17 protein-coding genes are annotated in these 13,847 nt (G+C 34.6%); all 17 read left to right on the forward strand.

Going from position 1 to position 13,847, the window contains the following annotated elements; all coding sequences use genetic code 11:
* Nucleotides 1-2 precede the first annotated feature (2 nt).
* Nucleotides 3-2,342 (forward strand): transglutaminase-like domain-containing protein, encoded by a 2,340-nt coding sequence (locus EHV10_RS04845; RefSeq protein WP_128673688.1) that lies wholly within the window; start codon nt 3-5, stop codon nt 2,340-2,342.
* Nucleotides 2,342-3,652, forward strand: coding sequence for an alpha-L-fucosidase (locus EHV10_RS04850; RefSeq protein WP_128673689.1), 1,311 nt, complete (start codon nt 2,342-2,344; stop codon nt 3,650-3,652). The genes EHV10_RS04845 and EHV10_RS04850 overlap by 1 nt, the downstream gene beginning before the upstream one ends.
* A gap of 8 nt (nt 3,653-3,660) precedes the next feature.
* Nucleotides 3,661-4,338 carry a copper homeostasis protein CutC gene (locus EHV10_RS04855; protein ID WP_128673690.1) on the forward strand — a complete coding sequence of 226 codons (678 nt, stop codon included), beginning with the start codon at nt 3,661-3,663 and terminating at the stop codon, nt 4,336-4,338.
* A gap of 129 nt (nt 4,339-4,467) precedes the next feature.
* Entirely contained in the window at nt 4,468-5,346 is an 879-nt protein-coding gene (locus EHV10_RS04860) for a YicC/YloC family endoribonuclease (protein WP_128673691.1), read from the forward strand.
* Nucleotides 5,347-5,353: 7 nt separating this feature from the next.
* Nucleotides 5,354-5,986 (forward strand): guanylate kinase, encoded by a 633-nt coding sequence (gene gmk / locus EHV10_RS04865; protein WP_128673692.1) that lies wholly within the window; start codon nt 5,354-5,356, stop codon nt 5,984-5,986.
* Entirely contained in the window at nt 5,987-6,232 is a 246-nt protein-coding gene (gene rpoZ, locus EHV10_RS04870) for a DNA-directed RNA polymerase subunit omega (RefSeq protein WP_007591751.1), read from the forward strand.
* Nucleotides 6,233-6,304: 72 nt separating this feature from the next.
* Nucleotides 6,305-7,627 carry a 30S ribosomal protein S12 methylthiotransferase RimO gene (gene rimO / locus EHV10_RS04875; protein ID WP_128673693.1) on the forward strand — a complete coding sequence of 441 codons (1,323 nt, stop codon included), beginning with the start codon at nt 6,305-6,307 and terminating at the stop codon, nt 7,625-7,627.
* On the forward strand, nt 7,624-8,163 hold the full coding sequence (gene pgsA, locus EHV10_RS04880; RefSeq protein ID WP_128673694.1) for a CDP-diacylglycerol--glycerol-3-phosphate 3-phosphatidyltransferase: 540 nt from the start codon (nt 7,624-7,626) through the stop codon (nt 8,161-8,163). Before rimO ends, pgsA begins: the two co-directional genes overlap by 4 nt.
* A gap of 24 nt (nt 8,164-8,187) precedes the next feature.
* Nucleotides 8,188-8,916, forward strand: a complete 729-nt coding sequence (locus tag EHV10_RS04885) for a nicotinamide-nucleotide amidohydrolase family protein (protein WP_128673695.1) — start codon at nt 8,188-8,190, stop codon at nt 8,914-8,916.
* 34 nt (nt 8,917-8,950) lie between these two features.
* Complete coding sequence (locus EHV10_RS04890) at nt 8,951-9,262, forward strand: hypothetical protein (protein ID WP_128673696.1); 312 nt, start codon at nt 8,951-8,953, stop codon at nt 9,260-9,262.
* Nucleotides 9,259-10,116 (forward strand): hypothetical protein, encoded by an 858-nt coding sequence (locus tag EHV10_RS04895; protein ID WP_128673697.1) that lies wholly within the window; start codon nt 9,259-9,261, stop codon nt 10,114-10,116. The genes EHV10_RS04890 and EHV10_RS04895 overlap by 4 nt, the downstream gene beginning before the upstream one ends.
* 37 nt (nt 10,117-10,153) lie before the next feature.
* Nucleotides 10,154-10,495 carry an arsenate reductase family protein gene (locus EHV10_RS04900; protein WP_128673698.1) on the forward strand — a complete coding sequence of 114 codons (342 nt, stop codon included), beginning with the start codon at nt 10,154-10,156 and terminating at the stop codon, nt 10,493-10,495.
* On the forward strand, nt 10,486-11,124 hold the full coding sequence (locus EHV10_RS04905; RefSeq protein WP_128674002.1) for a cyclodeaminase/cyclohydrolase family protein: 639 nt from the start codon (nt 10,486-10,488) through the stop codon (nt 11,122-11,124). The genes EHV10_RS04900 and EHV10_RS04905 overlap by 10 nt, the downstream gene beginning before the upstream one ends.
* Nucleotides 11,121-11,960 (forward strand): bifunctional 5,10-methylenetetrahydrofolate dehydrogenase/5,10-methenyltetrahydrofolate cyclohydrolase, encoded by an 840-nt coding sequence (locus tag EHV10_RS04910; protein ID WP_128673699.1) that lies wholly within the window; start codon nt 11,121-11,123, stop codon nt 11,958-11,960. The genes EHV10_RS04905 and EHV10_RS04910 overlap by 4 nt, the downstream gene beginning before the upstream one ends.
* An 85-nt stretch (nt 11,961-12,045) precedes the next feature.
* Nucleotides 12,046-12,633: a helix-hairpin-helix domain-containing protein gene (locus tag EHV10_RS04915; RefSeq protein ID WP_128673700.1), complete on the forward strand. Its 588-nt coding sequence runs from the start codon at nt 12,046-12,048 to the stop codon at nt 12,631-12,633.
* Between the two features lie 9 nt (nt 12,634-12,642).
* Entirely contained in the window at nt 12,643-13,338 is a 696-nt protein-coding gene (locus EHV10_RS04920; RefSeq protein ID WP_128673701.1) for a response regulator transcription factor, read from the forward strand.
* Nucleotides 13,339-13,341: 3 nt separating this feature from the next.
* Nucleotides 13,342-13,818 (forward strand): 23S rRNA (pseudouridine(1915)-N(3))-methyltransferase RlmH, encoded by a 477-nt coding sequence (rlmH, locus tag EHV10_RS04925; RefSeq protein WP_128673702.1) that lies wholly within the window; start codon nt 13,342-13,344, stop codon nt 13,816-13,818.
* The last annotated feature ends 29 nt before the right edge of the window (nt 13,819-13,847 follow it).

Here is a 13,847-nt window from a genome sequence, read left to right on the forward strand (position 1 = left end):
ATATGTGTGAATATTTTATTGAGATGGTAGACAGACTTAAAAATCATCCTTTTGCTGATTCAATAAAGAGCTTTATTTTGAGTTTTGAAGATGAAGAACTTAAAAAATATTTGTCATTTTTATATTTACATATGCCGTATGCGGATATAGCAAATGTTGATAAGGAAGTGATTTTAGATTATGCAAAGTCAGGTGTAAACCTAAGAAATACATTATGTAAAGATCTGGATGAGGATATATTTTTAAACTATGTTTTATTTCATAGAATAGGCAGTGAAAAAATAGTTGCAAACAGGACTTTTTTCTATGATCTTATAAAGGATATGCTTGGAGAATCCGAGACGGAAAATATTCTAAAACTCAACTATTTCTGTGGAAAAAATGTAACCTACAGAACTACTGATATAAGAACTTTGGATCCTATAACAGTTTATAAATCCTCTTTTGGCAGATGCGGTGAAGAATCTATTTTTGCAGTATCTGTATTCAGAGCGGCAGGTATACCTGCAAGACAGATCTATGTACCGCTTTGGGCTCATTGTGATGACAATCATGCATGGGTGGAGGTGTATGTGGATAATGACTGGCATTATCTTGGAGCATGTGAACCTGAAGAAATACTTGATAAAGGCTGGTTTGATGATGCTTCAGCCAGATCAATGATAGTAAAAAATATTTTATATGGAAATATTAAAAAAGAGTCAAAGGACTATCTGGGCCTTAATGCAGGACTTTATGAGATAAACCAAACAAAAAGATATGCCGATACAAAGCATATAAAAATATATCTATATGCAGGAGATAAAATTCTTTCAAATTTTGATTTTAATATCTGTCTTATGAATTTTTCAATGTTCTCGCCTATAATAAAGGCAAGGACTGATGAATCCGGATTATATGAGACTGATATTGGTATAGGACATATATTTCTTAGTATGTTTATTGAAAAAAACTATATTATACCGATTGATCTTAAGGAAAATAATGTTTTTTATGTCGATATAAACGATTTTGCACCTAAGTATAATGAATATAAGGAAATCTTTATCAATGTTCCTCAGGCAAGTACAAGAAACAGAAAAAAATCTCCTAAAAAAAGAGAAAGTGAATACAAGATAAAGGAATTTCCAAATGATACAGTAAGAAAAACGGCTGTATCTGAAGGAATGGATAAACTTTGGAATATACTCTCAGAGAAGGATAAGAGAGATATAAGTATAGAGGTACTTAGGGACTGCTTTGATTCAAAGAATATTTATAATGTAAATAGAGAAATATATTTAAACTATATTCAAAATCCCAAAGTTTATTTTGAAAATCTTACACCATGCAGACATGTTTTCAGAGATAAATTTACAGACATAGAATCTTTACTGGAATTTGTTAAAGGTATAAGTCTTACAAGGGAAAAGCCGATTACAGAAGCAATGGGAGTATATAAAACAAGGATTTCAAATGCACTTTCTGTGAAGATTTTTGCCGTTAATGTACTAAGAAGTATGGGAATAGCTTCTAAACTTGTAAATGCTGATGTGTATATATATGAAAATGAAGAATTCAGATTGCTATCTGAACTTTCCAAGATACTTGATACTTTAAAGTATATAGACAGTTGCTGTATCAGGGAAGAGCTTACAAATACAAAAATGTCTCATTTACATATTGAGGGAGATCTTAGCGGATTTGGAGAATCATTTTCAATCTCAAAATTTGACAGCTTTGAAAATAATCTTATATCTCTTGATAAGAGCAGTATTAAAGAGCATATGGAATTGCCCGCCGGAGAGTATGTATTGGCAACTCAAAACAGATTACCGAACGGAAATATATGTGCAAAATATAATATATTGAACTTAGAACCAGATACTGAAAATAAGGTTAAATTGGAATATATGCAGGCTGATATAAATGATATGCTTTCTGAATTTATATTGCCAAGGGAACTGGAGGAGAGGTTAAATATTTCTGATGACAATGATAAGATAAGGCTTATTATGTGGATGAAGGAAGAAGAGGAACCGTCACAACATATTGCAAACGATCTTTTGATAAAAGAAGATCTTTTAAAGAATATGAAGCTGGATCTTATTTTTACAAATGAATTTGAAAATAAAGACAGTGCAATAAATGAACTGTTGAAAAAAAGCCTGTACAATAATGTTCATACAAATTTCGGTGAGGATCTACAGGAGGCATTTGGAAGAAGTACTTTTGTAAATCATGAGACTTTGCCTATAGTAGCCCTTTGTAAGGGTAAAAAGGCTGTATATGCTTTTAGCGGTTATCAGGTAGGAAGCGGAAATTTAATAGAAAAGATTAGTGAACTTATAGAGGAGAAGTGATGAATAAGCTTATTGAAGAGAGAACAAGAAGAACCGAGTGGTATAGGGATGCAAGATTCGGTATGTTTATACACTGGGGACTTTATGCCATACCGGCAAGAGGAGAATGGGTACGTTCAAGAGAGAGGATAAAAAAAGAGAACTATGATTATTTAATGGATGAGTTTTCCTGTGAGAATTATGATCCCAAGGAATGGGCAAGACTTGCAAAAAAGGCCGGCATGAAATATGCGGTGTTGACAGCTAAGCACCATGACGGATTCTGCCTTTATGACAGTAAGGTGAGTGATTTTAATTCTATGAATGCGGCATGTCACAGAGATCTTGTAAAAGAGTTTTTGGACGCATTCAGAGCGGAGGGTATAAAGGTCGGTCTTTATTTTTCACTGCTTGACTGGAGACATGAGGACTATCCTCACTACGGTGATATGCACCACCCCATGAGAGATAATGAGGAGTGGAAGGGATATAATCACAATTTTGATAATTATCTTGATTTCATGCATGCTCAAATAAAAGAACTTGTAACCGGATATGGAAAGCTTGATTTGATGTGGTTTGATTTTTCCTACGGTCCTATGAACTGTGATAAGTGGAAGGCAAAGGAACTTATGGAGATGGTAAGAGAGTATCAGCCGGATATTATCACAGATAACAGACTTGAGGGCAGTGCTGAATATGCAGGTACAATCAAAACATTAAACCCAAGTACTTATGCAGGTGATTTTGCATCACCGGAGCAAATGATACCACCGGAGGGAATTGTGGATGAAGCAGGTAACTCAATTCCTTGGGAGGCTTGTATCACTATGAATAATAACTGGGGATATCATGCTCATGATAAGCATTTTAAATCCGACAAGCTTATAATCAGAATGCTTGTGGAATGTGTAAGCAAGAACGGAAATCTTATTTTAAATGTCGGACCTAAGGCAAATGGAGAAATACCGAAGGAATCTGTTGAAATACTCGAAAAAGTCGGTGATTGGATGAAGGAAAACTCAAAGAGTATTTACGGATGCGGAATTTCGGAATATAATAAACCTGAGTGGGGTAGATTTACTCAAAACGGTAAGTTTTTATATGCACATGTGTTTGAGGAACAGGCAGGTGCTATAGCTTTATGTAATATGGTCGGTAAAATAAAGAAGATGCGTCTTTTAAGAGATGGAAGTGAAATATTGCAAAGTAATTACTGGAATTTGAAGGAATTTGCAAAGGATGCTTTCTTCTTCTTTGATACATCTGCAAGTGATTGTTATCCACTTCCGGATGATAGAGATTCTGTGGTGGAGATAGAATTGAAATAGGAGATAATATGATTTTAGAGGCTTGTATTGAAAATATTACTTATTTGAAGGAAGTAGTAAATGCCGGAGCAAAAAGAATTGAGCTTTGCGACAATTTGGCTGTAGGAGGAACTACAGTAAGTGTCGGAGTAAGAGACTATGCCAAGTATTTTTGTGATTCAAATAATGTAGAGCTTGCGGTCATGATAAGAGCCAGAGGCGGAAACTTTGTATATAACAATATTGAAAAAGCGGTTATGTACAATGATTTAAAGGATATGGCAAAACAAGGTGTAAAAAGAGCCGTTATAGGTGCTTTGAAAGAGGACGGAGAACTTGACAAGGAATTTATTAAAGAACTTGTGGGTGCGCCTAAGTTTTTCAGAAAAGATATGGATTTTACATTCCATATGGCCTTTGATCAAATAGGTGTGGGATTAAAGCCTGAGGAGGCTCTTGAAAAAAGACTGGAAGCAATAAAAACATTATCAAAACTTGGAATAGATACCATCCTTACACATGGTTATCATGAAAATAATGATATATTTGATAATATAGATACTCTAAAAGCATATATTGAATGTGGAAATGAATGCCATGTGGATATAATGCCCGGTGGTGGTGTAAGCTTTAAAAATCTGGATAAATTAATAAAGAAGCTCCCTAATATAGTTGCGGTACATGGAACTAAGATAGTGGAGATATAATGTGATGAAAAACAGCAACAAGTTTAAGTTGCTGTTTTTCTTAAATTATTCCCAAGGCTTTATTGACTTGTAAAAGAGAAATAAGTATAATCAAGTGTATATGTCATAAACCTGAATGGAGATAAAACATTGATAAAGAGTATGACAGGCTTTGGAAGAGCCGAAGAAATAACAGGTGATTATAAACTATCTATAGAGATTAAGTCAGTAAACCACAGATATCTGGATTTAAATATAAAAATGCCCAGGAGATTTTTCCCATTTGAAGCTGAGATAAGAAATATTGTAAAAAAATATGTTTCAAGGGGCAAAGTGGACCTTTTTATCAATTATCTGGACTTTAAAGACAAAGCAAACGGAGTATATCTGAATAAAAATATTGTAAAAAAGTATTTGGATATAGGATTGGAGCTTTGTAAAGAGTATAGAATAGTTGATGATTTGAAGGTTTCACATCTTTTAAATCTCCCTGATGTAATAAGTATTGACGAGCCTAAGCTTGATGAAGAAGAGATAAAGGCGTTTTTATTTAAGGTATTGGAAGATGCTTGTAAATCTTTTTACGATACAAGAGAAGCGGAAGGAGAGAAGTTGTTTGAAGATATAAGTTCAAAGCTTCTACTTCTGTCCTCTACAACAGAGGATATAAAGGAAAGATATCCTGTAGTTTTGGATGAATATAAAAATAAGCTGTATTTAAAAGTGAATGAACTTTTAAACGGGTCAGGTATAGAAGAAAACAGAATTGCTACAGAGGTAACACTCTTTGCAGATAAGATATGTGTGGATGAAGAGGTTGTAAGACTTATAAGCCATATAAAAGCTATGTCTGATGAAATGAAACTGGATGTGGGAATAGGAAGAAAGCTGGATTTTCTCGCTCAGGAAATGAACAGAGAAGCAAATACAATTCTTTCAAAATCAACTGATTTAAATATAGCAAATTATGCTATAATATTAAAAACTGAAATAGAAAAAATAAGGGAACAAATTCAAAATATAGAATAGAGGAATTATGGCTGACGGAATTTTGGTTGTTGTATCAGGTTTTTCAGGCTCAGGTAAAGGTACTTTGATGAAAAAGCTGCTGTCAGAATATGATGAGTATGCATTGTCTGTCTCTGCTACAACAAGAGCTCCAAGAACGGGAGAGGTAGAAGGAAGAGAATATTTTTTTAAAAGCAAAGAAGATTTTGAAAAACTTATAGAAAATGATGAGCTGATAGAGTACGCATCATTTTGTAATAATTACTACGGTACACCAAGAGATTATGTGCTGGAGCAAAGAAAGAACGGAAAGAATGTGATTCTGGAAATAGAAGTACAGGGTGCTCTAAAGGTAAAGGAAAAGTATCCTGATACAATGCTTATCTTTGTAACACCGCCGGATGCTCATACACTGAGGGACAGGCTTGTAGGCAGGGGAACCGAGTGTGAGAAGGATATAAAAGCGAGACTGCGTCAGGCAACGAAAGAAGCTGATTGCATGAGCAAGTACGATTATGTTGTTATAAATGATGATTTGGAAAGGGCGGTAAAAGAGCTCAATGAGATCATTTCACACCGTGGAGATATAAAGTCAAATAATACAGATTTTATTAAGAAGATAAAAGAAGATTTAAACAGGATTTTTATGGAGGAAGAATAAATGTTACACCCATCATACAGTGAACTTATTAATGTTGCAAATGCGGACGTAGATCCGGGCGAGGCACCTGTAGTACAGAGCAGATATTCAATTGTAATTGCAAGTGCAAAGAGAGCAAGACAGATTATTGACGGTGAAATACCTGAGGTGAAGGCTGACGGAAAGAAACCTCTTTCTATTGCGGTTGAAGAGCTGTTTGAGCAGAAGGTCAGAATAACAAATGATGATCCTAATAACGAAGCTTAAGAATCATTTTGATTTGCCATCATTTTCATGATGGCTTTTTATTAATATTAGGATTTATATTGAAAGGTTTATATGAAGATGTCAATGGTGTCACTTGGATGTGACAAAAATACAGTGGATTCAGAGATGATGCTGGGTCTGATGAATGAAAAGGGATTTGAATACACAGATATTGATGAAGAAGCGGAGATAATGATAATCAATACTTGCGGTTTTATACAGTCCGCAAAAGAAGAAAGTATAAATGCTATCTTGGAAGCGGCAAGATTAAAAGAAGAAGGTGCACTTAAGGCATTGATAGTTACAGGCTGTCTGGCTCAAAGATACAAGGATGAGATAATAAAAGAAATACCTGAGGTAGACGCTCTTCTTGGTACATCAAGCTTTGATAAGATAGTTGAAACTGTGGAAGATGTACTTGGTGGAGAGATAAAAAATGAGTTTCTTGACCTTGACAGATTGCCTTCCATTTCAAATAAGAGAAAAAATTCCACAGGCGGATACTATGCATATTTGAAGATTGCGGAAGGTTGTAATAAAAACTGTACATATTGCATTATTCCGTCATTACGTGGTAATTACAGAAGTTATCCTATGGATGATTTAATTGCTCAGGCAAAGGATTTGGCCGCACTTGGAATAAAGGAGCTGATTTTGGTAGCTCAGGAGACTACACTTTACGGTTTAGACCTTTACGGTGAGAAGAGCTTACCTAAACTTTTAAAGGAGCTTGCAAAGGTTGACGGTATAGAGTGGATAAGAATACTTTATTGCTATCCTGAAGAGATTACAGATGAACTTATAGAGGTTATTGCAAATGAAGATAAGGTTTGTAAGTATTTGGATATACCGATACAGCATGCTTCAGACAATATACTAAGAAGAATGGCAAGAAGAACTTCACATGACGATTTGGTAAATATTATAGGTAAGCTTAGAAAGAATATACCGGATATTACACTTAGAACCACAATAATATCAGGATTCCCGGGTGAGACTGAAGAAGATCTTGAGACTGTAATTGATTTTATCAAGAAGATGAAGTTTGAAAGACTGGGTGTTTTCACATACAGTGAAGAAGAAGGTACGGTTGCGGCAGGCTTTGAAAATCAAATCGATGAAGAAGAAAAAGAGGCCAGAAGAGATCGAATAATGAGAGTCCAGCAGGAAATCTCCGAAAAGAATCTTGAAAAAATGGTCGGAAAGACATTTAATGTACTTATAGAGGGCAGACTTCCTGAGGAAAATGTATATATAGGAAGAACATATATGGATGTTCCGGGTGTGGACGGATATGTTTTTGTAAATACAGATAGAGATTTTATGACCGGAGATTTTTGTGATGTAATCATAACAGGTTCATCCGAGTATGATTTGATAGGAGATGCAATATGAATTTGCCAAATAAATTGACGGTTTTAAGAGTGCTGCTTATACCTTTCTTTGTAGCAAGCCTTTTATTTAAAGGTGGAGAAGATTATAAGTTCAGAATAATTGCGCTTATTATATTTGCTGTTGCGGCACTTACAGATACTTTGGACGGAATGATTGCCAGAAAATATAATCTGATTACAGATTTCGGAAAGTTTATGGACCCGCTTGCGGATAAGGTGTTGGTATGCTCAGGGCTTATTTGTTTTGTGGAGCTTAGACAGTTGAGTTCTGTTATTGTGCTTATTGTTATAGCAAGAGAGTTTATAATAAGCGGTATAAGGCTTGTGGCTTCCGACAACGGCGTGGTTATTGCGGCTGCAATGTCGGGAAAGTTAAAAACTGTTGTACAGATGGTTACCGTTATTTTACTGATATTAAATCTGCCACAGCTAAGTATGATAACAAATATTTTTATTATCTTGATGCTTTTCCTTACAATATTTTCTCTTTGTGAGTATATTATCAAGAATAAGAATGTTATAATGAGCAGTAAGTAATAATCATTATATAAAGGAGTGGAAATGGATACTGTTACCAGAAATAAGACAATAAAACTTATAGGAATAAATGAAGCCGAGATAAGAACTTCTATTTTAGACTTGATTGATAATGAAGATGTGAAAATTGAAATAAAACCTTTTGATGCTAAAACTTATATTATTCTCTCAGCCGATGCGGATACCGAAGAGGCTGCCAAAGATTTGATAAAGCCTGTCTCAAAGGAAATAAAAAGAAGATTCGGAAAATATATTTATTCGACAAAGGAAAAAATAACTCTTGAAATGAGTGTGGTAAATCTTCTTGAAAAGAACGAACTCACAATTTCTACAGCCGAGTCATGTACAGGAGGACTTTTGGCAGGAAGACTTATAAATGTACCCGGAGTTTCGGACGTATATAAAGAGGGATTTATTACATATACAAATAAGGCAAAGAGAAAAACTCTCGGTGTAAATAAATCAACTCTGAAAAAATACGGAGCGGTAAGTGAGCAGACGGCAAAAGAGATGGCTGTAGGTGCGGCTCTTGCGGCAGATACAGATATAAGTATATCTGTAACCGGTATTGCAGGTCCTGACGGAGGAACAAATGAGAAGCCTGTAGGACTTGTATATGTAGGAGTTTGTATAAAGGATATTGTACATGTAGAGAAGTTCAGATTCTCAGGTGACAGAGCCAATGTCAGGGAGCAAACAGTTATTTCCGCACTTGGCTTACTGAGAAAATGCATTTTGGAACATTTCTCTTAAGAAAGGGACAGATATTTAGGTATCAAGGTAGATTATGGTATTTTCAAAAAAGATATATCTCTCACCGGATATAAAACAAGACTATAGAAAATATATGAGAATGCTGAAATTTAATAAACCCGGTTTTTTATTACACCTTGTGGTATTTCTTGAGGGAGAAGAGACACTCTCGCTTGTGCACAATTCCATATTTTTGAACAATTACAGAAAGACTGATGCTCTTATAGTGGGTCTTGCTCTCGGTAAAAAGTCCGGAATAGAGCTTATCTCAAATATAGTCGAAGATACCTATAGAACAAGAAAAGATTTTGAGTATTACAGCTTTTTTAAAATGGAGGAAGTATGATCGGTGTACTGCTCACGGCATTGAAAATTATAGGTATTGTCATACTCGCAATCATCGCTTTGGCATTACTGATTATACTGATGGTACTTTTTATTCCTATAAGATACAGGGGTAAGATATATTTTAAAGAAGTACCTGATATAGCATTAAGTGTAACATGGTTTTTTAAATTTTTATCTTTAAATATTACATACAAAGACGGACTTGATATTATAGGCAAGGCGGGATGGCTTTTTAAAGTATATTCAAATCATGATGATGACACTGATACAAATAAAGAAATAGAAGATTACGAATCAAAAGTTGAAGAAACTGTAGATACGGTTAATGAAAATAAAAAAGATGATATTACTTTAGAGAATACAAAGAAAGTTGATGTTTTAGAAGTCGATAATAAAATAAAAGAGCTGGATAAACAAGAAAAGAAACAATCAAAAAAGAAAAAAAGTAAGTCTAATAAAAAGAAAAGCTCAGCTAAGAAAGAAAGTAAACTTGATAAGCTTGTAAATAAAGCAAAGGATATTCATTATTTACTTACTGAAGAGGAAAACAAGAAAACTCTTTTATTAATGCTTGAAAAAACCAAAAATCTTTTGGTACATATATTACCAAAAAAAATAGTCGGATTTTTCAAATTCGGTTTTGATGACCCTTCCACAACAGGGCAGGTACTTGAGGCGGTGGCAATATTCTATCCGCTTTATAGAGATGATTTTAAGATAGTACCTATGTTTTATGATGAAATCATAGAAGTGGATATATCTTTTAAAGGAAGACTTAGAGTTTTCTATGCTCTTTATATAGGGTTGATTCTATGGTTAAATAAGAAGAAAATAAAAACAAGGCCCCAATAAGGGCCTTTATTTTAAAAAAGCATGTTTTGGAGAAAATATGAATATACAGATATTTGGAACTAATAAGTCTTCAGACACCAAGAAGGCTGTCAGATTTTTTAAGGAAAGAAATATAAAGTTTCAACTTGTAGACATGAAGGAAAAGGGCTTATCAAAGGGTGAGTTTACTTCAGTAATGCAGGCGGTAGGCGGATTTGAAAATATGCTTGATGAAAAATGCAAGGACAGTGAAACTCTTACTTTGATAAACTATCTTTCCGAGGAAGATAAAATACCTAAAATCTTAGAAAATCAGCAGGTACTAAGGTTTCCGATAGTAAGAAACGGTAAGGAAGCAACTATAGGGTATGCACCTGAAGTATGGAAAGGATGGTCATAGTGAATACAGCCGGATATAAAATATATGAATATATAAATGAACTTGGCTCCAAGGCTCCTGTACCCGGAGGCGGAGGCGCAAGTGCCGTTGCAGGAGCACTATCAGCGGCTCTTGCCGGCATGGTCTGTAATCTTACAGTAGGCAAGAAGAGCTATATGGCAGTGGAAGATGATATAAAAAAAATATTGGAAGATATGAATAAGCATATGGAAAGTTTTGTAAAGCTTTCAGATAAGGATGCCGAAGTTTTTTATCCGCTTTCACAGGCATATGGCTTTAAACCGCAAAATGATGAGGAAAAGAAATTGCATGAAGAAAATATGGAAAAGCTTCTTTTTGATGCGGCCATGGTTCCGCTTGATATTATGAAAGAGGCTTATGGTATGCTTGGTGCCATTGATTTTCTTGCAAAAAAGGGCTCAAAGCTTGCCGTATCAGATGCCGGTGTGGCGGTAAGTATGCTTAGAAGTGCGGTATGCGGTGCTATGATGAATGTAGTAATAAATGTAAGGTATATGAAGAATAGACCTAAAGCTCAAAATCTTATGGATGAAGCAAGTGAATTACTTGAAAACACTATGAATAAGGCAGATATTATATACAGAGAAGTTTTGGAGGTACTTTTGTGATTTTATTATATGGGGCAGACACAGCTGAGAAAATAAAAGAGGAAATTTCAGGAATGCTTTCAGAACTTAAAGGTTATACTCCAACTCTTGGGATAGTCAGAATAGGATCAAATCCTTCAGATATTTCATATGAGAAAGGTGCTGTAAAAAAGATGGAGTCTCTTTCATTAAATACAAAAGTATTTGAATTTGATGAAAATATTTCATCGGATGATTTTATAGACGAGTTTAAGAAGATAAATGAAGATGATGAAATTGACGGAATTTTGCTTTTCAGACCTTTGCCTGAGCATATAGATGAGAAGAAGGTTATAGAGGTGCTGGATGAGAGAAAAGATTTGGACGGTATTTCATATAAAAATATAGCAAAGGTTTTTGCAGGAGATGAAAGCGGATTTGCACCATGCACAGCAAAGGCAGTAATAAAAATACTTGAAAGCAATAATATAGAACTTGAAGGAAAGAATGTAGTTGTACTTGGGCGAAGTATGGTAATAGGTAAGCCTGTAGCTATGCTTGCAATTCAAAAAAATGCTACAGTAACACTTTGTCATTCAAAAACCGCTGATTTGAAAAAAGTATGTAAAAATGCCGATATTTTAATAGTTGCAATAGGCAGAGCAAAGATGATAAATGACGATTATATAGGAGAAGATGCTGTTGTAATTGACGTAGGTATAAATTTCTTTGAAGGAAAGCTTTGCGGAGATGTGGACCTTGAAAATGTAAAAAATGCCGCTATGGCAACACCGGTTCCCAAAGGTGTAGGGGCTGTGACCACGTCCGTATTGGCACAACATCTTGTGATTTCCGCTTTAAAAAAGAGACTGTATTAAATACTTAATATTTTAGATACTTGTTTTTAACATTTTATTTGCTAGAATATAATTATACTTACAAGGCTTTCTTAAGGAGAAAGCTATGAAAAAGATTTTTTTAATAATATTTTTAACGATTTTATTAACATCTTGTAAAAAAGATTCCGATATAGAGTTTGGGAAAAATATTGAAACCGAGACCGAAGAAGTTGTTACAAAGAGCTTAACCAAAGAGAGTGAATCCGCTACCGTAACTTTGGAAGAATATATAGATGTATTTATTTCGGGATGTGTGAATAACCCTGATGTATATACGTTGAAAAAGGGCTCAATAATAAAAGATGCTGTCGAAATGGCGGGAGGCTTCAGTGAAAATGCATGCAGGGATTATGTAAACTTGGCAAAAAAGCTTGAACCGAGTGAACATATAATAATTCCAAGTCAGGATGAAGCCAAAGAACTAAATCCTGTGCAGGTTGAAGATGCTCCAAACAGCAGTTCTCTTGTAAATATCAATAAGGCTTCAAAGGAAGAACTTATGAGTTTACCGGGAATCGGAGAGAGAAAAGCTGAAGCTATAATAAAGTATAGAAACTCTAAATCTTTTTCAAATATTGAAGATATAATGAATATATCGGGAATAAAAGAAGCGGCATTTAGTAAGATTAAAGATAAGATTTGTATAAATTAGGAGTAAATAATGAATAAAGCACTTGTTGTAGATGATGAAAAATTAATAGTCAAAGGAATAAAGTTCAGTTTGGAGCAGGACGGTTATGAGGTTGATGTAGCCTATGACGGCAGTGAAGCTTTAAAAATGGCTAAGGAAAAAGAATATGATATAGTGCTTTTGGATGTAATGTTACCTGAGATGGACGGCATGGAGGTTTGTCAGGCTATCAGAGAGTTTTCCGAAATGCCTATCATTATGCTGACTGCCAAGGGAACAGACATGGATAAGATTCTTGGTCTTGAGTATGGTGCAGATGATTATATAACAAAGCCTTTCAATATACTTGAGGTTAAGGCAAGAATAAAGGCAATTATAAGAAGAAATTCAAAGAAGTCTAAGGCCGCACAAAAAAACGAGAGAATTATCGAAATTTCGGATCTTAAGCTTGATCTTGACAGCAGAAGGGTATTTGAAAAGGATAAGGAACTTAATCTTACGGCAAAGGAATTTGATATTCTTGAGCTTCTCACACAAAATCCTGACAAAGTATATTCCAGAGAGAAACTCTTAAGTATTGTATGGGGAAATAAGCTTCATGAAGCAGGTGATGTAAGAACTGTGGATGTACATGTGAGAAGGCTTAGAGAAAAGATTGAACCTAACCCAAGTGAGCCTAAGTATATTCATACCAAATGGGGTGTGGGATATTACTTTAAGGAATAGTTTATGAATATAAATATTGTGGTTGTCGGGAGTATCAAAGAGAAGTTTTTCAAAGATGCTATAGACGAATACTCAAAAAGGCTTTCAAGGTATGCAAGGTTAAATATAATAGAACTGAAAGATGAAAAAACTCCTGCAAATGCAAGTTTGCTTGAGGAAGAAAAAATCAAGGAAATTGAAGCCGAAAGGATTTTATCAAAGCTGTCAAACAGCTATGTTGTTGCACTTGCAATAGACGGCAAGAAATATTCTTCGGAAGATTTTTCTAAGAGAATGGAAAAATATGATATTTTATCAAAAGGAAATCTGGCATTTGTAATCGGAGGTTCCTTGGGACTTCATAAAACCGTGCTTGAGAGAGCTGATGAAAGATTAAGTTTTTCAGAGATGACTTTTCCTCACCAGCTGATGAGAGTTATTTTACTTGAACAAATTTACAGAGCATATAGGATCAGAAATAATGAACCGTATCATAAATGAGGGCAGTGCCCTCATTTTGGTTTTTTTAA

This window comes from Lachnoanaerobaculum gingivalis, assembly GCF_003862475.1.
GTDB classification, from domain to species: Bacteria; Bacillota; Clostridia; order Lachnospirales; family Lachnospiraceae; genus Lachnoanaerobaculum; species Lachnoanaerobaculum gingivalis.